A 22,594-nucleotide genomic window follows, 5' to 3' on the forward strand; every position below is an offset into this window, starting at 1 on the left:
TACTGTCCAGAGCAGACTTAACTATGATTTCCATGAGAGGAGGTATCAACAGATAGATTATTAGGATTCTCTACTCTGGTTGATTCCTCTCATGGTTGCCTATTTCGGAAAACTGTCCGGACTATTGATATCAATGGTGTAATTAAAATCTGCAAAGTCATTATCACCACCACCGTATAAATCTTCAAAGCCATAAACAATCTCTCCATCACTGTTTAACGTTGTCTGAACATGCACAATACCATCTTCATTAAGGTTGTAACTGGAACTACCATGGAACACAGCATCACCAAACTGGCTTTGAATCACCGTTTCTGAGCCATCATTACCCACAAATACCAACTGCGGATCATTCGTCTGCATGGTGGCGGGTGAGCCGTCTGAAGACCTTAACTCAAATGAACCATTCTGAAGCTGAGAAAAGTCGTTGTGGTTGTAGCCGTCGGGAACGATAAACAGGTTGAAGCTTTCACCTTCCGCTACATTAAAGCTGAAAGATTCCTCACCCGGAACCAGATCACCACCACCACCCAGCTGGGAAGCATTTTCATACACCAGATGAACATCGCCGATAGAACCATCAGCATTAACTTTGTAATAACCCGCAGCATTCTGGAAACCAGCGGTCTCCCCCTGGAAAGTGACTGTTACTTCAGATTCAGCATAACTGGTCAGGCCATTGGTCTGCTCATCCAGAATGGCCTGACCATCAAAGTGAATAACTGACGATTCAGGCAGCCCATCCACTGTCACTGTCACACTCTCTGAATTGTCCTGATCGAGAGTATCTGCAGCAATATTCAGCTCTATACTGCCACCAGGGAGAGTGTTATATGCCTGCCCCGCCATATCGTTACCACCATCGTCAGTGACTGATAATATTGGCGCGTCGGCAACAGCCGTCACTCCCAGCGAGAAAACAACATCTATATCAGATACTCCATCCGATACGGTGTAACCAAATTCGGCGTCCACACCACCAAGATCAGGCGTTGGCGTAAAGGTATAGGTACCATCCTGATTATCCACCAGCTCACCGGAACCATTGGTTACTTCAAGACCGGAAATACTTAAATCCGGGTTACCACTTCCATAAACCGCACTGAACAAACTCGCTTCGGTAATGGTGTAACTGCCATCTTCTTCGACCGTATCTCGCAACGTGGTTGCATGCAGCCTGCCATTAAGATCCCGGACAATAGTCATACCATCCCCAAGGATGATAGAAACAGGAGAACCCAGTGCGGAAGCTCCGCCAAACTTGGCGATGGCCTGACCGTATGTGAATTGTCCCTGACCGGACTGGTCAAAATAAACAAATTGATTATCAAAGTGGAAATACTGGTCAAGATCTACCAGTTCAAAGCCATCGGGTACAAATGCACTGATATCCAGCACATCCTGCTGACCTCCACCGGAAGCAAAGTCCCATATAGTATCCACTTCACCATCATCACTAAGAACAAACGTATCGCTGCCAGACCCACCAGCAAGAAAATCCTTTCCCTGCCCACCTGCAATGACATCATCTCCATGACCACCATCCAGGTAATCATTCCCCACACCACCTATCAGTGTGTCATCACCATATTTGCCATAAAGGCCAAGGCGCTGTGCTTGATTATCTTCATATTCACCGGTACTTCTTCTGTAGCCGGACTGCTCTGTATATCCTGAACCATCCAACACATCATCACTGAAGCTACCAAAAGCCTGCTCAATACCCGCAGCCTTAAGATCCAGGGCAAGTGTTTCTCCCGAATCGCCCTGTAGTTTGGCGGTATCGTATCCGACTCCCCCATCTACAGTTCCGGAGGTTAAATCAAGACCATCAACCGTCAGCTGATCATTTCCGGCGCCTCCGTAAAGATGGTCTGCACTTTTTTCCTGTGACAGGCCATCACCATCCATAATGTCATCGCCGGATTGCCCTCGGAGAATATCGCCTCCCTGCCCACCTCGCAGCAGACCGCCATTCTCATCAGCAATAAATTCGGAAAGCGCATCATCACGGTTTAATTCAACGTTAGAGCCATCTGCCAGCCTTAGTGTGATCAGGTTATCGATATCAACGCGCTCACCCCAACGACCCAGCTCATTTGACTTATCAAACCTTGCTGCACCAGTGACATCTACATAAATACCAACGTCAGTTACCTTGACATAAGAGTGGATGTTCTCGGCTGTCGCCTCTAAAGGCAGAATATGCTGCAAGTCAATCAGGTCTCGATGTCCTTCTATACTCGTGTAGTCGTATAAAAGATCTGACCTCAAATCGTCATCGGTTGTGGTTTCCAGTTGAAGCACATATTCATCCTGTCCCGCACCACCGGTTACAAAGTTACGCCCTCGACCTGCATCAATGAGGTCATTACCGAGACCACCATCCAGGTAAACGCCATCGGCATTACCCTGAAGAGTGTCACTTCCTGCACGACCATATGTCCACAGTTTATGATCGGCCACATCATCATTCTTTGCCTGAAGGCTTTCAGTCACCTGAGTCGCATCCAGAATTTCGTCGCCATCAAAACCATGGGCTTCTTCTACCTGCTGCTCATCCAGGCGGAAGTTAAACAGTTCTCCTTCACGGCTTCGGAGAAATGCAGTATTGGTATTACCGTCTGGACCACTGTCTGACTCAAAGTCGGAAGCTCTCGGGTTGTATTTATCGGTTCGACTGGCAAGAACCTCCTCACTCTGGAATGACTCTCCTTCTTCCAGACGCACACCAGCCTGTGCAAACACATTGAAAACCACCTGAATATTGTTACCTATATCAACGATGATCTCATTTCGGGAAAAAATGCTCCTTTCGGTAAAACGGGCAATCAGATTTCCGTCATTGAACTCTCCTAAGCCAGACTCATCGAGAAAAACTCCGTTCTCTGTCACTTTCAGAAAGTTTCCAAGATTGCTAGCATCTACTCCCTCAGGCAGTAACTGGCTTACGTCCAGAATATCTTTCTCAAAGCGGGTAGATATAAAATCGAGAACTTCAACAGAGTCAGAGTCATTCAAAACATAAGTATCAGCACCTGCACCGCCCACATATACGTCATTTCCAGAACCACCTTCCAGAACATCATTACCTTTTCCGCCATAAAGAACATCTGCAGATAATGAGCCAGCCAGAAGGTCCTGCTGGGCTGTTCCGGTAACTTCACTCATACCATCAAGCTCAATATCATCCATTGGGAGATCATCAATCAAAGGATCATCCGCAGTAACCGAGTGGTCAAAATGAATAACAGAAGTATCGGCAATCTGAACTGCCACCATGGCATTAAGCGGTGGATTGCCTGCAGCAAATCGAGCAACCTGATTATCTGCGGAAAACTGCCCTGCGCCAGAAGCGTCAACAAAAACGCCAGATGAGCTGATTTTGACAAACTGTTTTAGATTGGAAGAATTGACTCCACTCTCGGGTAAAAGCTGGCTGATATCCAACACGTCCTGCTGAGAATCATCTGAGCGAAAGTCCAGTGTTGGTATAACTTCAGAGTTATCAAGGGTATGTAGATTATTATTGTTCTCAGAGTTCATGGTTAAGCGCACTCCCTTTCCGCTGCCACTTACTATCAGAGCCTGTACCCCCAAGGGCCCTAGGATTTTCTCTTATCTTATTCAAGGGCCCTAGGATTTTCTCTTATCTTATTAATGTTAGCCGACTGGGGATCACCGTGCCGATACGGCACTCATCCATATGATTAATATACCGTTTCTATAGAGCCACAGAGCTATAGCACTGATGCAACTCTGGTATAATGAAGAAGCAATAGAATTCACAATAGGTTATAGTACGCCGCTAATGATGTTGATTCTCATTTAAGGTAATCATGAGTAAGAAAGTAGCAGTAATAGAAGGTGAAGAGCTTGCGGCCATTGCTGAGAGTTGCCAGAAGCTGGTCAATAGCCATCAAACGTTAACACTCTCAACCTTGTCGCCGGAAGGAAAGCCAGAAATCAGCTACACCCCATATCTTCGCGGGGAAGACGGCACTTTTTATATATTCATCAGTGAACTGGCCCATCACACCCCCAATCTGCAGGCTAACCCTGTCTGCTCAATCCTGTTTGCAGCCCCCGAGTCAGAAACCAAAAACCTATTTGCCCGTGAGCGTGTCTTTTTCCGCTGCCAGGCAGATGAACTGCAAAGAGGAACCGAAAACTGTGACCACTGGCTGGACCTGATTCAGGAAAAGTTTGGCAATACCGTTGAAGTATTGCGCAACCTGCCGGACTTCCACCTCTTTGCCCTGAAGCCTGAAAATGGACAATATACCGTAGGTTTTGGAAAGGCCTTCACAATCAATGCTGATGGCTCGTTCAGCCATATCGTTATTGATAAGAAAAAGTAAAGCAGTCTCCTTTCTTCACCCAAAGCCCTGTAGATGTTCTTTGGGTGATTACACCCTGAATACTTAAAGGTATTTAACGACGTCATTTACTTATGCGGTGTTTATTTGCTTCATGATTATAAACAAATGAATCCCCCCAAATAATCGGCTGATCTATTTTGAACAGAAGAATTCTTTGCCTATCACCATCAAATACCTCGATAAGGTCTTCAGCAAACTTTAAAACATCTTCCCGACTACCAAATTCAATTGGCAAAGCGACCATAGACGGATGTTTACCGATAGAACCAAAGGGTGAGAGGTAAACCAACGTGTTTGTCATCACACCATCATCATTGATTACTGGCTGAATTTCCATGCCAAGGAAAAGATAATACTTTTTCTCTCCTACAACCGTGACAAAGAATTGAAAAGATTCATTAGTGATATTTTCTGCAGATGAAAAACCACTTTCATCATTGAACTCCAGCATCCTCCAACTTTCCTCGGTAATGAGGCTGCCTTCAATAATTTCTTCATCCAGATTTGCTTGAGGACTCAACAAAGTCATACCCAGCCCCAGATGCTGGTGAATTAATGTTACAACGACAGCCCGGGTTGATCTGTGACTGGATTTAAAGCGGGATCGTATATTGGGCTTTCTGATTCTTTCATACAGCCCCTGAACCTTCCTAATATGCTGACAGTTTCTTTTATTCCCTTCATCCAGCTGTTCAATATGTCGACAGGGGTTCAGGTGGGGATAAATATGTGTCATAAGTGGTACATCATCACGCTTATGCTCAACCACAAATTTAACCAGAGAGTCAGTAGAAGATTTACTGGCATTACCAACATTTGAGCACATTCTTACCCGACCATGATATCTGGCAACTTTATTTACCAGAGAGTTGGCCCCTCCTTGTTTGAAAACAATACGGTTGCGATAGTATGCGATGTCTGCTGTATTCACCGTTTGTGTTCTGGTCAGATACTTCCAGGCAAACAGTGCGGGAAATATTAAACCCGCCTTGAACTGGGCAGCCATCGATGCTGCAGTCGCAATACCATAAACACTCTGATAAGCCGAGCTGAGAAAGTCCACCAGATAGCCCGTGACCGGTGCTTCAGGAACGGTGTTATCACGCCTGAAGTAGCTACCAACAGAAACCCCTACATCCCACAAAGCAAACCCTGCCAGAGGCACCAGCAGGTCGTATGCAATACCATGCTGAAAATAGGCTAACAGTAACCCTGGTGCATGTGAGGCCACTCTGGAAAGAACATCCAGCATCAAACGGTTGAATTGCTTCGCATTCTCCTGATTCTGCACATACATCCCTATTGGGGTTTTTTCAATGTAGGGGCACATATGTGCAATTGTATTGTCTACAGATTCAGGTGTACTGCCTTTTATATGTATCGAAAACGATGAAAGCAGAAAGGCTGGCAATAACCATAACAACAATCTGCGACTGATCATGATGCTGGCCTATGTTGGGATGATGCTCGGCTAATCTTAGTCGACAAATTGATTCATGAACTCCCAATTGCTTTATTTATACTGCTGGAAAAAGTGTTCAGCCAAAATAACAGGAGGTATTATTAAACAGCTGACATGTTTTTTACCTAAAAGACGATGGTAAAACTAAATTCGATCATCAAAAACTCAAGCTGTTTTTTTCATAATTTCTTGAACAAAAGTATCTTTTTTCTGGAAGCTTTCTCAAGCATAAAGGTACTTTAAACTGAGGTTCTAATGACCCAAGAAGCGATAGATAGAGGCTTTATGGCTAAGGCTATCGAGCTGGCTCGCTCCGGTTGGTATACGACCATGCCTAACCCGAGAGTTGGTTGTGTAATTGTAGACGCCAACGGTCATATTGTTGGAGAAGGCTGGCATGAAAAGGCAGGAGAGCCTCACGCTGAAGTGCACGCACTTCGTATGGCTGGCATGAAGGCCAAAGGAGCAACAGCGTATGTCACTCTGGAACCCTGCAGCCATTTTGGTAGAACACCACCTTGTGCAGAGGCACTCAAGGCGGCGGGTATTGCACGGGTTGTTGCTGCAATACAGGATGTAAACCCTTCTGTAGCCGGTAAAGGCATGGCCATGCTTCAGAAAGCGGGAATAGAAACCCGATCCGGTGTTCTTGAGGATGAAGCCCGAGCCTTGAATGAAGGCTTTTTCAAGCGTATGTCGACTGGCATACCTCTGGTCAGAGCCAAGCTGGCCATGAGCCTGGATGGAAGAACCGCCATGGCCAGTGGAGAATCCCAATGGATAACCGGCCCCATGGCACGCAGCGAAGTGCAGAAACTCCGAGCACAGAGTTGTGCGATTATCACTGGTGCAGGCTCAATTCTTAAAGATAACTCTTCACTGACGGTTCGTCCGAGTGAACTGGGTTTAGCCAATGCAGAAGAGATCTGCAAACGCCAGCCACTGCGAGTGGTTCTGGACTCCACACTGCAAACCCCCGTTGATGCCAACATCGTTTCAGGCCCTGGAAATTGCCTGATCGTCACCACCTCACAATTCTGCCCTGAGAAAAAAGCGCTGCTTGAACAAGCAGGAGCAGAAGTACTGGTTTTAGATAATGCTGAAGACATAACAGATGATAGAGTATGCCTCCCGGCACTATTGGCAGAACTGGGGCGTAGAGAGTGTAACGAAGTGCTGCTGGAAACCGGAGCTCAGCTTGCTGGCAGTATGATGGCTGAAAACCTGATTGATGAACTGGTCGTTTTCATGGCACCAGTTCTGATGGGCTCAGAAGCAAGACCACTGTTTAACTTGCCGCTGCACACCATGTCCGAAAAAAAGGAGGTTGCTATCAAAGATATTCGAGCTGTCGGTAATGACTGGAAAATCACAGTACGGCCCATCTCAAAATAGCGACCGAAAGTCCCTTTGTAAGCCGTTTTTTTCACTTGAACGTTAATAGCCGTAAAAAAGTAGAAACGTTGCTGGAAACAGCTGTTAACACATGATGAAAAAGGTAGAATAGCGCACTCACAGCCATATGACTGTCAACAGCCTTAGGCCATTACACAGCCTTGTGCTAATCGTAAGCCACGAGCCGATTCACAACTGGGCTGAAAAAAATTGCGCCGGAAACCACCGGGTATCAGAGGGACATTATGCAGCTGAACTCCATCGAAGAACTTCTAGAGGACATTCGCCTCGGCAAGCCTGTCATACTGATGGATGATGAAGACCGTGAGAACGAAGGTGATTTGATCATCGCTGCGGAGAAAATCACCCCGGAAATTGTTAATTTCATGACCCGTGAGGCAAGGGGACTTCTGTGCCTGACACTGACCGGAGACCGTTGTGATTTCCTTGGTCTCCCTCAAATGGTGGGGGCTTCTGACAACCAGTCCGGATATGGCACACCATTCACTGTATCTATCGAGGCGGCTGAAGGTGTTACCACGGGTATTTCGGCACAGGATCGAGCCAAGACTATTTTAACCGCTGTTGACCCGCTTTCACGCCCGGAAGACATTGTTCAGCCAGGCCATATCTTCCCGCTTCGCGCCAGACCTGGTGGTGTATTGAGCCGCGCCGGTCATACTGAAGCCGGTTGTGATCTTTCCCGTCTGGCTGGACTGACACCTGCAGCCGCCATTATTGAGATCATGAATGAAGATGGCTCAATGGCCCGCCGCCCTGACCTGGAAGCGTTTGCAGAAAAGCACGACCTGAAAATTGGTACGATTGCCGATCTGATCCACTACCGGATTCTCCATGAAAAAACCGTAGAGAAGGTTGAGCAGCGCGTCATTAATACAGACTTTGGCCAGTTCGATCTTTCGGTTTATCAGGACAGCATCAGCGACTGCAAACATCTGGCACTCAGCAAAGGCTATATTACTCCAGACTCACCAGCACTGGTTCGTGTCCACGCCATGGAACCGTTCCGTGACCTTCTGGCAGCCCATAGTGAAGGTGCCCGTCCAAGCTGGTCCCTTCATAAAGCCATGGCCAGAGTCGCAGAAGAAGGCGCCGGAGTTGTTGTACTCCTGGATTCAGGCAGTCATCAGGACCTGGGGATGGCCCTGGAGCGCTTTATTGATGCCAATGAGCGTACATCTTCTGATGGCATGTCCAGAGCCTATCAGGCTATTGGTACTGGCTCACAGATTTTGCGGGATCTGGGTGTTGGCAAAATGCGTCTGCTAAGCTCGCCAATCCGCTTTGCAGCACTTTCCGGATTTGACCTGGAAGTTGTGGAGTACCTTCCTTTCGGTGAGTAAATGCTCATCTGACAGGAAGGCCCTCACAACAGAGTAAAGAAATCACAATGGGCGATATCTGATCATATAAACTGATCAGATATCGCCCATCTGTATTTAATGCAATAATTGCCTTTGCTATTGCAGTTTTTGGTGGTACACCGCACTTTGACTGCGTTGCTAACGAATGTGTTAAAAAGCGGTCTCGGGTTAATCTGGAAGATGAAATTCGCCCCTTTGATGCTCTGACTGTAAAAAACCAAACGGTGGCCATACACAAAATCTGGCAGCAAGGGTAGAAAGGCCTACGCCTTTCAAATGGTATCCCTTTTATAGAAACTGGAGGCTTGAGGTGAGCACCTCGCCAATGAATAACCCACAAGGCACCCCCTTTCAAAAGAAGAGCGCAGACCGGCTCAACCCATCGGCTCGCAGAAGAGCGCGACAGCTGGCCCTTCAGGCTCTGTATCAGTGGCACATTGCCAAATCACCACTGAACCAGATTGAGGCGCAATTCCGTACTGACAATGATTTCAGTAAAGTGGATGACGGCTATTTCAGTGCCATCATTCATGGCGTTCCCAACCAGGCCAACCAGCTTGATGAAGCGATGACCGCCGTGCTGGATCGCCCATTGAGCCAGCTAGACCCGGTGGAGCTATCAGCCCTGCGTATTGGTTGTTTTGAACTGATGAACCGGAAGGATGTTCCCTACCGGGTTGTGATCAATGAAGCCATTGAACTGGTCAAGCGTTTTGGCGCCCAGGACTCCCATCGCTACATTAACGGTATCCTCGACAAGCTGGCGCCACGCCTGCGTTCTGAGGAAGTGCAAGCCTACCGCAAAAAATAGAGCAGATTATCAGCGTTGATAAACTGCTTACGCCATGACTGGTGTTAAGCACTGAAGACGACTTGACCATTTAATGGGGATTTATGGCAACTGGTGTAATGAGTGAATTCGAGCTGATAAAACGCTACTTTGCTCGCCCTGAGATCTCACAGATTCAAGGGCAATATACCAGCAGTATTCTTGGCATTGGTGACGACTGCGCACTCTTTGACATCCCCTCAAACATGCAGCTTGCTCAGTCACTGGACACTTTGGTGGAAGGGGTTCACTTCCCCAGGGAGTGCGATCCTTTTGCCCTTGGTTACCGAGCCCTGGCAGTTAACCTTAGTGATCTCGCGGCCATGGGGGCAGAACCACACAGTTTTACCCTCGGCCTGACCCTGCCCAGGGTTTCTGAGCTCTGGCTGAAAGAGTTTTCTGAAGGCCTGGCCCAGCTTGCCCAGCGATTTAAAGTCCCACTGATTGGTGGAGATACCACCAAAGGACCACTGACCCTCTCTCTACAGGTTCAGGGGCTTATTCCCAAAGGACAGGCACTATTACGAAGCGGTGCCCAGCCCGGTGACCTTATCTGCATTACCGGCACACTGGGCGATGCTGCCGCGGCTCTCCCCTCTGTCCTGAACGGTGACACGCCGGAGACCTGTGGAGATGAAAGCCTTAAATACCTGCTAAATCGCTATTGGTATCCATCCCCTCGTCTATTTGCCGGGCAATGGCTGCGTCAGGCAGGTGCCACTTCAGCCCTGGATATTTCAGATGGGCTGCTGGGTGATCTCAGGCATATCCTTGAAGCCAGCAACGTGGGAGCAGAAATTGCGCCAGAACTGGTCCCCAGGTCCACAGCCCTTGGCCAGCTCCATGATCAGGATACCGCCCTCACCCTGGCTTTGACCGGTGGTGACGATTATGAACTCTGTTTCACTATACCCCGCTCCCTGGCTCAGACACTGCCATCCAAACTGTCAGATGGCTGCCGAATTACCTGTATTGGCCAGATTAACGATGAGTCTGGAATAATAAGAGACCCACAGGGCAACCTGCTAACCAAAAAAGCCTACACTCATTTTTAATTTCTGAAAGATTATAAAGTCCATGACCACATCCATAACACCAAGAGAGACCTGCTGGAAAAACCCTGTTCACTTTCTCGCCTTTGGCTGTGGCAGCGGGCTGGCCCCTAAAGCACCCGGCACCTTTGGCACCATAGCTGCCGTGTTTTTTTACCTGTTACTCCAGGGGTTGAGTCTCTGGGCATACCTTGGGGTTCTGGTTGTCGCTTCAGTTGTCGGTTTCTGGCTATGCGGACGAACCGCAAAAGATCTGGGTGTTCACGACCATCCAGCAATTGTCTGGGATGAATTCTGCGGTTTCTGGATAACCATGATTGCCGCCCCGGCAGGATGGCAGTGGATACTATTGGGCTTTGCACTGTTCAGGCTGTTTGATATCTGGAAGCCGTGGCCTATTAGCTGGCTGGATAAAAAAGTTCATGGCGGTGTTGGGATTATGGTGGATGACCTGGTCGCGGGCGTCTTTGCTTTTGCCTGCCTGCATATAACCAACCTACTTTTTTCCATGGTTAAATTCTAGCTAACCTCAGATTAAGTATCACGACGCTGTCGAGCAGCGATCCCCATTTTCATACCAATAATTAGACCATGGCACATAGTCAACATAACATCATCAGCAGTACGGTTACCATAGAGCAAATAAACGCTCCTTGAAGCAAGACTGGCACCCAACCGATATGGAGCCCGTAGATCCCCGTAACCATATCGATAGTCAGTACTTTCTGAAGCCCCGGCCAGAGACCGTACCTGGGAATAAACACTGAGCACTTCGAGTACAACTTCCACTGACATCCTTAAAAAGTACCCCTTTTCCAGAAGGGTACTTTCAGGACCAAGTGCAGCGTATGAACTTTCAGCTTCAGCCAGCCTTTTAAACAGAGCCACCCCTGTTACAGCCAGCAGGGTATATGACCCAATTAACCGCCAATCCGAACGACGGATACCTTCTTGAGCAGGAGGGTTATCTTCTTGAGCAGGAGGGTTATGCACTATATGAGTAGGGATATCTGACTCAGAAAGCTCATGCCTCGCATACGAAACCGCACATAAAGTCTGAGAAGCAACATTAATCATGTAGACTCACCCTAGTAATTATAATAATGGGGGTATATTTTATTAAATATAAGAATTTGACTTCTATTAACATAATAAGTTCATCCCTCCGGCTCATGACTCCAATAAAAATTTTGCTTTCACTATTGATGCTAACCAGTGCCTACGCCAGTGCTGACAACAACATCCGGATTGTCGGTCTTTTCTCAGACAAAGCCCTTGTGATCATTGATGGTCAGCGGCATATGCTATCTACGGGCGGGAAGTCGGTCTCCGGGATTAAGCTACTGAAAGCCAGCAGTACCAGCGCAATTCTGGAAGTCCATGGCAAGGCCCGCACTTATCAGCTCAGCAGGGATATGAACGGTGGTATTCAGAAACCTGAGAAAGCCATCATCCAAATAGCTCGAAATAACCTTGGGCAGTACATCACCCGGGGACGAATCAACAATCAGCCCATCGATCTTCTCGTGGATACTGGCGCCAATGTGCTGGCCATCAATTCAATGGATGCAAAACGCCTCGGTATTAATTTCCAGAATGGCAAGCCCGTCAAAGTAGAAACCGCCAGCGATATTATCAGTGGTTATCAGGTAATCTTGCAGAGCGTTGCGCTGGGTAATATCCGGGTGAACCATGTGGAAGCCACTATAATCGAAGGTTCCTACCCTGATATCGCACTACTGGGAATGAGCTTCCTGAAACACGTCAAACTGTCAGAGCATCGCGGAGTCATGCAGATTGAGGCTAATTACTAGTGGGCGTTCTCAATTAGACATGTGACCAGCCATCCACGGTTTGTGCCAGACAAGGCGTGAACTGCACGGTGTGGTATTCCACATAAGCAGTGAGCAACGCAGAATGGCGCAAATAATGGGTGGCTGGTTATATGTCCAGTTGGTAACACCCCCTAGGCTATTGACCCAGGTCAGCCTGTAGTTCTCTCTATCTTTCTGCCTTATTACCATACTCGCTAGAAGCCTCACAGACTGATACAATCCGGTCACGAATTACTTAAGGAGCAGTGAGTGTCTGTTAGTTTTGTTGCAGAGTCTCGCTTACCCACGCCCTATGGCGAATTCATCATGTATGGCTTCGAAGACAGTGGTACGGGCAAGGAGCATCTGGCATTAACCATGGGGGATGTCAGTCAGGGGGGACCGGTACTTGCCAGGGTTCATTCCGAATGTCTGACCGGTGATGCACTGTTCAGCATGCGCTGCGACTGCGGCCCACAACTTCAGGCAGCCTTGGAGCGCATTGCTGAAGAAGGTCGAGGCGTATTACTTTATCTGCGCCAGGAAGGCCGTGGCATTGGTCTGCTGAACAAGGTTCGCGCATACCACCTTCAGGACAGTGGGATGGATACGGTTCAGGCTAATGAAGAACTGGGTTTTGAGCCGGACATGCGCAAGTATGACATGTGTAAAACCATGCTTGATCATCTTGGTGTTTCCAGCCTGAAACTGATGACCAACAATCCACGCAAAGTTGAATCTCTCACCAACCTGGGCATTCAGGTTGCCGAAAGAATTCCTCACCAGACAGGTCAAAACCCTCATAATGAGCGTTATCTGGCCACCAAGGTTTGGAAACTGGGGCACATGTACAACATGGCCTGAACAAAACAAAAAGGGAGCCATCTGGCTCCCTTTTTTTGTCACGCTGTTTTTTCACCACAACATCGAGGCATTAAGAAAGCGCTTTTCAATAAGCCTTACCTCTTCGCCTTTGTCGTAAAGAGGTAAGTTGTTCAGGACAAACTACCCCAAAGCCGAAGCTGCTGTCTTACCAAGGTGAAATGACTTCAGCTCTATCCGCTCCATCCGGTCACGAACCGAACGAACAATACCATCCTTATCCAGCCCACATTGAGCCAGCTGTTCCTTATGGCTTGCCGCCTCAATATAGGTATCAGGAATACCAAGGTTCAGAACAGGCACATTCACTTCCTGCTTCTGCAGATATTCAATCACTCCAGAGCCTGCACCGCCGGCAATACACCCTTCTTCGATAGTAACCAGCAGCTCATGATTAGCGGCAATCTCTTTGATCAATGTTTCATCCAGAGGTTTAACAAACCGCATATTCGCAACTGTTGCATCCAGTGACTCAGCCGCTGCCAGAGCATTCCCCAGCAAAGTGCCAAACACAAGAAGCGCCACCCGGCTTCCCTTGCGGCGAATTTCACCTTTACCAACAGGCAAAGGCTCAAGATCAGAGCAAATTTCAGCACCAGGACCCGTTCCACGAGGGTAACGAACCGATGCAGGCCCATTATAAAGAAATCCAGTAGACAGCAGCTGTCGGGTTTCATTTTCATCACCCGGCGTCATCACCAGCATATCGGGGATACAACGCAGATAAGCAATGTCATAGCACCCACCATGGGTTGGGCCGTCTTCCCCCACCATTCCCGCACGGTCGATGGCAAAAAGCACATCCAGCTTCTGAACAGCTACATCATGAATCAGCTGATCATACGCACGCTGCAGGAAAGTAGAGTAGATAGCAACCACTGGCTTGAGGCCTTCACAGGCCATTCCCGCAGCCAGTGTAACAGAGTGCTGCTCAGCAATCGCTGCATCAAAATATCGCTCCGGAAAATGATCCGCAAAACGAATCAGATCAGAGCCTTCTTTCATTGCCGGCGTGATACCCATCAACCGCTCATCCGCTGCTGCCATATCATACAACCACTGTCCAAAAACATTGGCGTACTTTGGCTTCTTGGGGGCAACCACTTTCGGGGTCTCTGTTGCCTGAGGCTCCAGCTTGGTAATGGCATGGTAGCCAATAGGATCCTGTTCGGCCGGATTGAACCCTTTTCCCTTCTGAGTCACCACATGCAAAAACTGAGGCCCTTCCAGGTCTCTCATGTTTTTCAAGGTGTGAATCAACATGGGCAAGTCATGACCATCAATAGGGCCGATATAGTTGAACCCCATCTCTTCAAACAATGTTCCGGGAATAACCATTCCCTTGACATGCTCTTCGGTTCGTCTTGCCAGCTCCCAGGCATGAGGAATCACATTCAGAACTTTTTTGCTGCCTTCACGAATGTGGTGGTAAGTCCGACTGGAAAGCACTTTGGCCAGGTAGTTAGAGAGCCCTCCAACACTTCTGGAAATGGACATATCGTTATCATTAAGAACCACCAGCATGTTGGCTTTTACATCCGCTGCGTGATTCATGGCTTCATAAGCCATACCTGCTGTCATGGCACCGTCACCAATAACCGCAACAGCCCGTCTCTTTTCACCTTTAGCCCGGGCTGCAATTGCCATTCCAAGAGCCGCACTGATAGAAGTACTGGAATGACCTACACCAAAGGTATCGAACTCACTTTCCTCTCTTTTTGGGAAAGCGGCAAGACCATCCTTTTGTCTTAGAGATGACATTCTATCCCGACGACCCGTCAGAATTTTATGAGGATAAGCCTGGTGACCAACATCCCAGAGCAAACGGTCTTCCGGTGTATTGAACATATAGTGAAGCGCAATGGTCAGCTCCACTACGCCAAGCCCGGCACCAAAATGCCCCCCTGTCTGCCCAACGGAATACAATAAAAACTCCCGCAGCTCCCGAGCTAGCAGTGGCAGCTGGGATTCTTCAAGTGCGCGAAGTTGTTCCGGATTATTTACCTGGTCCAGTAAAGGAGTATCAGGCAGTGTCTTGGGTATCTCGTGAAACATGTGCTCGTAATAACGTCTGGGCTAATCTGCCGGCTGGCATTGTACACCCAACCTGACAGGAATAGCATCGCACAATCTTGTTGTGCCGCCTAGCCCGTTGAATTGACAAAGAGACAGGTTGGTTCCCTGAAGAAACCAACAACGGTTTTAATAGCTTCTTCGTACAATATAATCGGCAATCTGACGAAGAAAATCAGCGGAATGGTCAAACCCGGAAAGGGCACTGATCGCAGAATGGTGAAGCTCTTCTGCATAAGCTTTCGCCTGCTCAAGCCCCATCAGAGAAACGTAAGTCGGTTTATCCAGAGCCATATCAGCCCCCTGATTCTTGCCCAGCGTTTCAGTATCAGCAATAACGTCCAGAATATCGTCCCGAACCTGAAAGGCAAGACCGATTGCTCTTGCATAATGATCCAGTGACTTCAACTCATCATCCTGCGACGGTCTGGCACATAATGCCCCCATACGGACACTGGCTCGAATCAGAGCACCCGTTTTATGACTGTGCATCAGCTCAAGCTGCTGTTGATTCAGAACACTACCGGTTGCACACTGATCCATGGCCTGACCACCAGCCATACCAGCCAACCCCGAAGCCTGACTAAGGATATTAACCAGCTGCAATCGCACACTGTCAGTCAGGGTTGATTCGGGAGATAAACAGGCATTACCCAGCACCTCAAAGGCCTGACTCTGAAGCGTATCACCTACCAGGATCGCGGTAGCCTCATCGTATGCCTTATGGCAGGTTGGCTTCCCCCTGCGCAGGTCATCATCATCCATCGCTGGCAAGTCATCATGAACCAGTGAGTAGGCATGAATTAACTCAACAGCACAGGCTGCAGGGTCTGCTTGCTCCCTCACCCCGCCAAAGGCATGACAGGCTGCATAAACCAGCGTTGGCCGAACTCTTTTGCCTCCATTAAAGACACTGTATCGCATCGCTTCCAGCAGGTGGGGACTGACCTTACTTTCATCAGGCAGGATGGTCGAGAGTGCCTTATCCACCTGTAAACGACACTGCTCAATAAATATTGAAAGCGGCACAGGGCTTGCCATCTTCACTGCCCTCTATCCGCTGAAGGCTCTCCACCTTCAGCATCAAATGGCTCTGTGGTCAGCTCACCATTTTGTTCCAACAGCTTTTGAACTTTCTGCTCAGCATCGGTCAATGCTTTCTGGCAGCTTCGGGTCAGTTTAATGCCCTGCTCAAACGCTTTCAGAGACTCTTCCAGGCTCATATCCCCGGATTCCATTTGCTGGACCAATGTCTCCAGTTCGGCCAAAGACTGCTCAAAAGCAAAACTCTCTGTATTTTTTGACATGAATGAGCCTGTTGAAGAAAACACTCACAGCACGTTCTCAACGAGCCATGACGAGAATAGTTGGCAAAAACGATTTCCGCACCAGTTTGACAAACCGCTACAGACCATCCGCAATGATCAAACCATTATCCCGTTGGCCGATATTTAAAGCAATGCCCCGGCAAAATGATGGACCTTAATGATGGAAGAACAAAAACGGAAAGAAGCATATCACAACTCAAGGCTGGGTCAGATCCTGATAAAAAAAGGATATATATCGCCAGAACAGCTCGATGAAGCTATTCACCTGTCAGAAAATCATGACAAGCCTCTTGGAGAATTCCTGATAGAACATCGCATGCTTTCTCGGTGGCAGTTACGCAGAGCACTTTCCAGCCAGAGCCAGCTTCGTTTATCCGCATCCCTGTCAATGGCCCTGCTCACTCCGGTTTATAAACTGCTTTCGGAAGAATGCCCTGAGCCAGCTGACAGGACTCTGGAAATACTGCTTAAGCCTCTCCTGGTAGCAGCCTCTGCCTCCACATTTGAATTCGACCCTAATTTGTCGACGATTGAAATCAAGCACAATGGCCTGATTCGACTTCGTATCCCGAGTACTCTTGGAGAGCTGACTTTTGACGACCTTCAATTGATAAACGATGGTAGCAAAAGCCACTTGGAACTGTCCCTTGCCGACCTTGAGCTTACTAGTGCCAGGTTATTTCTCCGAACCATCCATAACAAGCTCGATCCAGCCCTGCCTTAACTATAAAAAAGGCCGCATGAAAAGCGGCCTTTTACGATTCTGACTGTTTAAGTCAGTATTAAACGTCTGCTACCGCATTGCGCTTAACTTTCGCCTTCTCAGAACTTTCAACCGGACCAGAGCTGTGCTCGGTCCATACGTCTGCGTCCATGGTTTTATCAAGGAATGGGAACTTGCGACGATTGAATACAGGCGTCACACCGGATGCCACCTGCTCATCAAAGTCCTTAAGAACCTGAACAACAATACCAGACAACACCAGAATAGCCGTCAGGTTAATCAGCGCCATTACCCCCATGGAAGCGTCGGCAAATGCCCACACAGTTGGCAGGTTGCTGGTTGCCCCCCAGATCACCATACCCAGAACCGCAATACGGTAAGCATTCACCAGCCAGTTATTGTCCTTGATGAAGCGCAGGTTTGATTCACCATAATAATAGTTGGCAATGATCGAGCTGAAAGCAAACAACAGAATAGCCGCAGCTACCAGGTGCTTACCGATCGGCCCCACCTGGCTGACCAGAGCCAGCTGAGTCAACTCGATACCTGTAACACTGGAACCATCCATTACGCCGGACATCAGAATGATGGAAGCAGTCGCCGTACATACGATAATGGTGTCCATGAACACACCCAGCATCCCCATCAACCCCTGATTGGCCGGATGGTTGGAATGAGCTGCTGCTGCTGCATTAGGGGCACTACCCATGCCCGCTTCATTGGAGAACAAACCACGCTTGATACCCTGCTGCATCGCCTGAGATACGGCGTAACCAGCACCACCACCTACGGCACTCTCAAGACCAAAAGCACTCTTGATGATCAGGCTGAAGACCGCTGGCAGCTCCCCGATATTCATAAATACCACGACCAGAGCCACACCCAGATAGCCAAAGGCCATAATCGGTACAATCATCTCAGCGACTTTGGCAATGGAACGAATACCACCAAAGATGATCAGGGCACTGACCATCGCCAGACCAATACCAATAGCTTGCGTTGGAATCCCATAACCGGTGAATGCTGCAGCAATGGAGTTAGACTGCACACTGTTAAAGGCAAAGCCAAACGCAATAATCAGGGAAATAGAGAAGATAATACCTAACCAGCGCTGTCCCAAGGCTTTCTCAATATAGTAAGCCGGACCACCACGATAAGTACCGTCACCATTATTGGTCTTGTAGAGCTGGGCAAGAATATTCTCTGCAAGACTGGTAGACATACCAAGTACCGCAATCAGCCACATCCAGAAGACAGCACCAGGACCACCCATGGTAATGGCGACCGCAACACCCGCCATGTTGCCAGTACCGATTCGTGCGGCAAGACTTGTACAAAACGCCTGAAACGGAGATACGTGAGTAGAACAATCAGTCGCACGACTTCCCAGCATGGTTTTCATTGCCAGGGTAAACCGGCGAACTTGAACAAAGCGGGTTTTTACAGTGAAAAGCAGGCCTGCACCCAAAAGCAGGTACATGAGAATGCTGCCCCATAGCAGACCATTGATGGAGTCTATCAAGTTATTCATAAAATTTCCGGCGCATTGTGTATTCCCGATTTTTATTTCAAATCAAAATTTATAACATTAGGGAATAAACCTTAGATGCTAAGTATAAATACCCATCAGACAGACTATAAAAACACTCTGAAAACATGCTGAAACCCTTTAAAAACAAGACTTCATACGCCTGATCCAAATCAAACAGCCAAATACAAAAATACGTATAAATCGAATTATCGATACGCAAAAACAACAACCAATACCATTGAAAGGCTGAACAAAACTTTAGAATATCTTTACGACAAAATGGAACATTCCTTAAAAACAACTAAAAAATATAACCATTTCATAATAACAAACTATACGACAATTTTTTCAGCAAGAAACAAAGAGCGAACAAACCAGATATCAATTAAATAACATTATTTGTAATAATTTTTCATTGTTTATTTTCAGACAAAATAAAAAGATGGAATCACAGGTTACCTTTTCATCACCATTACTCAAATAAGCAATCCCTGATAAAGATCAATCAACATCAGAGGACAAACCGAAAAAAAAAGCCGAACATTGCATAACCTTGTTCGGCTTTCCAGTACAACACACTCAAACATTGCTAACAGGATTTGGACTCCTGAAAATCACCATTACCAATACCATCAAGTGAGTCACCGGACTCCGATTTATTAACCCAGACGTCCTTATCTATTGTTCGATCCAGAAAAGGGAAACGGCTGCGGTTAAACTCGGGGGAAATACCTGATCTTGATTGTAAATCGTAGTCCCTCAATACCTGCATAACCGGGCCACTGAGCAATACGATGATCACAAGATTAATCAGAGCAATAAGCCCCATGGCAAGGTCTGCAACCATCCATACCATCTCGAGGGAGGCGATTGAACCAAGAAAGACCAGAAATACAACAGCAGTACGATAAGCCAGTAATAATCGAGGACTGTTACGAATAAACAGAAGGTTTGACTCACCGTAGTAATAATTGGCAATAACCGATGTAAAGCCAAAAAAGATGACGGCAATGGAAATAAACCACTGCCCCCAGCCACCGACAATACCACCGAGTGCAGCCTGAGTCAGCTGAATACCATTCAGTGTACTGCCTGCTTCCAGCTGGCCGGATAACAGCACAATGGCTGCAGTCGCGGTACAGATCACAATCGTATCAATAAAGACACTGACCATGGATACAATACCCTGGGTCGCAGGATGATTTGGCTTGGGTGTAGCGGTTGCAGCAGCATTAGGGCCACTACCCATACCGGCTTCATTGGAAAAGAGGCCTCGTTTGATGCCCTGCATCATGGCCTGTGCCACGGAATAACCAATAGCGCCGCCTGCCGCTGAATGCAGACCAAATGCACTTTCAAAAATCAACGTAATAACGGCAGGCATTTCATCAAAACGAAAAGCCACAACCCCAAATGCAATGAGCAGATAAGCCAGGGCCATTACAGGAACCACTAATTCTGCAAAACGAACAATCGAGTGAATCCCTCTGAAAATAATAAAGGCAGTAACACTGGCAATGACCAGACCGACAATTATCGGACTTACCGCCATATGACCAGAAACGGCCTGGGATACCGAGTTAGCATGAACCGCGTTAAAGACAAACCCAAAGGTCGTTAACAACAGAACTGAAAAAAGGATACCGAGCCAGCGCAGACCAAGTGCTTTCTCTATATAGTAGGCAGGACCTCCACGAAAGGTTCCATCTTTATTGTTCGTTTTATAGAGCTGTGCCAGCGTGTTTTCTACAAAACTGGATGCCATTCCCAACAGAGCAACGACCCACATCCAGAATACTGCACCGGGTCCGCCAATAAAGATTGCAATGGCAACCCCGGCCAGGTTACCCGTGCCTACATGTGCTGCCAGACTGGTACACAAGGCCTGGAAAGAAGATATTTCATTACTGGATGTCTTTCGAGACCCCAGCATCAGCTTCCATGCGTGAAAAAAATAACGTAACTGAACAAATCGGCTCCGGACAGTAAAATAAACACCTGCCCCAAGCAGCAAATAGATCAGTAAGTACTCCCAAATGACTGTAGTAATTTCTGAAAAGATCGTACCCATTTGAGCCCCAATGATTTTTTACACCACACAAGAATAGCAGAGGATTTTTAATACAAAGGGGACTTTTCCAGAGTAAAGACTATCCAAAAGAACAAAAAATAAAAAATGCCTTTGTTTATCAACGGCTAGCAGCATATTTGCAGTAATATTCACCTCAGGGTCTGTTGGCAGAACCTGTAACAGGTACGCGAATAAAAGCAGTAATCAGCCTGAAGCCAGCGAATGAACAAAACTGCAGTTCTGGCAAATGCTGAATGATCTCTCTATTATCCGTACTCAATTAAAAAAGCATGGATATAACTAAAAGTTAGCTTATGCCAATTCTTTCATTTCTTCTCGGAGTGCTCCTGACGTGGCTGCTCATGTCAGGTCTAATGGCTCAAGGTCTGGCACTGTTGATACGTATCTGGTGGCCATCTTCAAGCCGTGAGCGCGAGTTGAAGGTTGATCAGTGGCTGTTGAATAACCCGGTACAGCCCTCTTCTGGCTGGCGCTTGCTCGGTTACTGGAGAGATACTTCACAATACCGACAGGCATGCTCAGAAATGGCCGGATTACTGGCCGACAAAGCCTGCCTGTCCACTCAGGATGAAGTCCTTGATGTTGCCTTCACCAGCCATGATCAATTACTGGTATGGCTGGATTATTACCAGGTTCAGCACCTGACGGCAATCGCCAGTAATGAGCAGCAGATGGTCAGCGCACTGGAGCATTGCGGACACTTCAATACGCTTAAACTGGTGCGAGGTGGTGAAAAAGCACTGGCAGAACGGCCAGAGAATAGCTGCGACAAGTTAGTTGGCCTGGACTGCGTTTATCACCTGGAGTCCCGTTCTCATTTTTTCAGCCATGCCAGGAAAGCGCTCAAGCCGGGAGGCACTATGGCTTTTACCGACATGGTACTGGCTCGTCCATATCAGGATCGTCGGGAGCAACGACTGATAAACAAGCTTGGTCGCATATCAGGACTCCTGGTTGAAGACATGCCCATCAAAGAGACCTATGAAAACCTGCTTAAACAGCACGGTTTTGAGCAGGTTGAGATCATGGATATAACGGATGATGTCCTCTCCGGATTCTGCTTCTGGTTTGGTCAGCACTACCAGAGCCTTTCAGCATTCACGCGATCAAAGATGTGGATCAGGCTGCGACTGCAGGTCTGGTTCATACGCTGGATGCTTCACCGTGAGCAACTACGCTACCTGATGATTATTGCCCGCTAATATTCTTGAAAGTAGTTTATCCACATCTTCTGTGGATAAACTTGTGACAACATTCGGGATAGTTCACAAGCACCTGTCAATTCAGGCAACCCGGACAAATTGATCAAAAAACAAACAAATAGAATTTATGAAAGGTTCTGTCCGCCCCTGCTACCAGAAAGAACAAAGGCGGTCAGTCACGTCACGATGCATTCATCACCAAACAGACCACATAGGCCATAAAAGTAAACAGCAGCAGCAGGCATTTATATCCGGATACTTTCCAGACACTGACCGGAATATGGCCTTGTTTTTTTTCTGTATCAAAAGAGGCCTTATACCAATTCCATTTTTAAATTATGAAATAACAGCCCATGAACGGGAGCATAGACTTTTCAATCGGCCAACTTCAGAAAGTAATTCATTCCATGCCTCACAGCATTTATTGATAATATCTTCATAGT

Annotated in this window: 18 protein-coding genes; 10 read left to right on the forward strand and 8 right to left on the reverse strand. The window is 47.5% G+C overall.

The genetic code is table 11. From position 1 onward, the window contains the following. Positions 1–99 precede the first annotated feature (99 nt). Positions 100–3,546, reverse strand: coding sequence for a cadherin-like domain-containing protein (locus tag AK963_RS13560; RefSeq protein WP_066015996.1), 3,447 nt, complete (start codon positions 3,544–3,546; stop codon positions 100–102). Positions 3,547–3,839: 293 nt separating this feature from the next. On the opposite strand from AK963_RS13560, the gene AK963_RS13565 reads away from it, so the two are divergent. After that, positions 3,840–4,361, forward strand: coding sequence for a HugZ family pyridoxamine 5'-phosphate oxidase (locus tag AK963_RS13565; RefSeq protein WP_066015997.1), 522 nt, complete (start codon positions 3,840–3,842; stop codon positions 4,359–4,361). 82 nt (positions 4,362–4,443) lie between these two features. Here AK963_RS13565 and AK963_RS13570 read toward each other — a convergent pair whose 3' ends face one another. Then, entirely contained in the window at positions 4,444–5,673 is a 1,230-nt protein-coding gene (locus tag AK963_RS13570; RefSeq protein ID WP_139117399.1) for a hypothetical protein, read from the reverse strand. Positions 5,674–6,099: 426 nt separating this feature from the next. Here AK963_RS13570 and ribD point away from each other — a divergent pair, with 426 nt between their 5' ends. The 5 genes from ribD (at position 6,100) to AK963_RS13595 (ending at position 11,028) form a co-directional block, all read left to right on the forward strand. Continuing rightward, on the forward strand, positions 6,100–7,239 hold the full coding sequence (gene ribD / locus AK963_RS13575) for a bifunctional diaminohydroxyphosphoribosylaminopyrimidine deaminase/5-amino-6-(5-phosphoribosylamino)uracil reductase RibD (protein ID WP_066015999.1): 1,140 nt from the start codon (positions 6,100–6,102) through the stop codon (positions 7,237–7,239). 245 nt (positions 7,240–7,484) lie between these two features. Beyond that, positions 7,485–8,603 (forward strand): bifunctional 3,4-dihydroxy-2-butanone-4-phosphate synthase/GTP cyclohydrolase II, encoded by a 1,119-nt coding sequence (gene ribBA / locus AK963_RS13580; RefSeq protein WP_066016000.1) that lies wholly within the window; start codon positions 7,485–7,487, stop codon positions 8,601–8,603. Positions 8,604–8,949: 346 nt separating this feature from the next. Continuing rightward, positions 8,950–9,435 (forward strand): transcription antitermination factor NusB, encoded by a 486-nt coding sequence (nusB, locus tag AK963_RS13585; protein WP_066016001.1) that lies wholly within the window; start codon positions 8,950–8,952, stop codon positions 9,433–9,435. Between the two features lie 98 nt (positions 9,436–9,533). Further along, positions 9,534–10,508, forward strand: coding sequence for a thiamine-phosphate kinase (thiL, locus tag AK963_RS13590; protein ID WP_066016012.1), 975 nt, complete (start codon positions 9,534–9,536; stop codon positions 10,506–10,508). Between the two features lie 22 nt (positions 10,509–10,530). After that, positions 10,531–11,028, forward strand: a complete 498-nt coding sequence (locus tag AK963_RS13595; RefSeq protein ID WP_066016002.1) for a phosphatidylglycerophosphatase A family protein — start codon at positions 10,531–10,533, stop codon at positions 11,026–11,028. Between the two features lie 11 nt (positions 11,029–11,039). Here AK963_RS13595 and AK963_RS13600 read toward each other — a convergent pair whose 3' ends face one another. After that, positions 11,040–11,582 (reverse strand): hypothetical protein, encoded by a 543-nt coding sequence (locus AK963_RS13600; RefSeq protein ID WP_139117400.1) that lies wholly within the window; start codon positions 11,580–11,582, stop codon positions 11,040–11,042. 95 nt (positions 11,583–11,677) lie between these two features. Here AK963_RS13600 and AK963_RS13605 point away from each other — a divergent pair, with 95 nt between their 5' ends. After that, entirely contained in the window at positions 11,678–12,319 is a 642-nt protein-coding gene (locus AK963_RS13605; RefSeq protein ID WP_066016004.1) for a retropepsin-like aspartic protease family protein, read from the forward strand. Positions 12,320–12,589: 270 nt separating this feature from the next. Then, positions 12,590–13,183 (forward strand): GTP cyclohydrolase II, encoded by a 594-nt coding sequence (gene ribA, locus AK963_RS13610; RefSeq protein WP_066016005.1) that lies wholly within the window; start codon positions 12,590–12,592, stop codon positions 13,181–13,183. Positions 13,184–13,324: 141 nt separating this feature from the next. On the opposite strand, the gene dxs is transcribed toward ribA, so the two are convergent. From dxs to AK963_RS13625, 3 genes are all read right to left on the reverse strand, one after another. Beyond that, positions 13,325–15,256: a 1-deoxy-D-xylulose-5-phosphate synthase gene (gene dxs, locus AK963_RS13615; RefSeq protein ID WP_066016006.1), complete on the reverse strand. Its 1,932-nt coding sequence runs from the start codon at positions 15,254–15,256 to the stop codon at positions 13,325–13,327. 147 nt (positions 15,257–15,403) lie between these two features. Beyond that, positions 15,404–16,315, reverse strand: a complete 912-nt coding sequence (locus AK963_RS13620; RefSeq protein WP_066016007.1) for a polyprenyl synthetase family protein — start codon at positions 16,313–16,315, stop codon at positions 15,404–15,406. Positions 16,316–16,317: 2 nt separating this feature from the next. Continuing rightward, complete coding sequence (locus AK963_RS13625) at positions 16,318–16,581, reverse strand: exodeoxyribonuclease VII small subunit (protein ID WP_066016008.1); 264 nt, start codon at positions 16,579–16,581, stop codon at positions 16,318–16,320. Between the two features lie 178 nt (positions 16,582–16,759). On the opposite strand from AK963_RS13625, the gene AK963_RS13630 reads away from it, so the two are divergent. Next, positions 16,760–17,326 carry a cyclic di-GMP-binding domain-containing protein, MshE-related gene (locus AK963_RS13630; RefSeq protein WP_139117401.1) on the forward strand — a complete coding sequence of 189 codons (567 nt, stop codon included), beginning with the start codon at positions 16,760–16,762 and terminating at the stop codon, positions 17,324–17,326. A gap of 58 nt (positions 17,327–17,384) precedes the next feature. Here the strand turns inward: AK963_RS13630 and AK963_RS13635 are convergent, their stop codons facing one another. Both AK963_RS13635 and AK963_RS13640 read right to left on the reverse strand, forming a co-directional pair. After that, positions 17,385–18,857, reverse strand: a complete 1,473-nt coding sequence (locus AK963_RS13635) for an alanine/glycine:cation symporter family protein (RefSeq protein WP_083232637.1) — start codon at positions 18,855–18,857, stop codon at positions 17,385–17,387. Between the two features lie 589 nt (positions 18,858–19,446). Then, entirely contained in the window at positions 19,447–20,928 is a 1,482-nt protein-coding gene (locus AK963_RS13640; RefSeq protein WP_066016010.1) for an alanine/glycine:cation symporter family protein, read from the reverse strand. A 362-nt stretch (positions 20,929–21,290) separates the two neighbouring features. On the opposite strand from AK963_RS13640, the gene AK963_RS13645 reads away from it, so the two are divergent. After that, the gene (locus AK963_RS13645; protein WP_139117402.1) at positions 21,291–22,151 is read left to right on the forward strand and encodes a methyltransferase domain-containing protein; all 861 of its coding nucleotides are present in this window, start codon (positions 21,291–21,293) and stop codon (positions 22,149–22,151) included. The last annotated feature ends 443 nt before the right edge of the window (positions 22,152–22,594 follow it).

Source organism: Endozoicomonas atrinae (assembly GCF_001647025.1).
GTDB classification, from domain to species: domain Bacteria; phylum Pseudomonadota; class Gammaproteobacteria; order Pseudomonadales; family Endozoicomonadaceae; genus Endozoicomonas; species Endozoicomonas atrinae.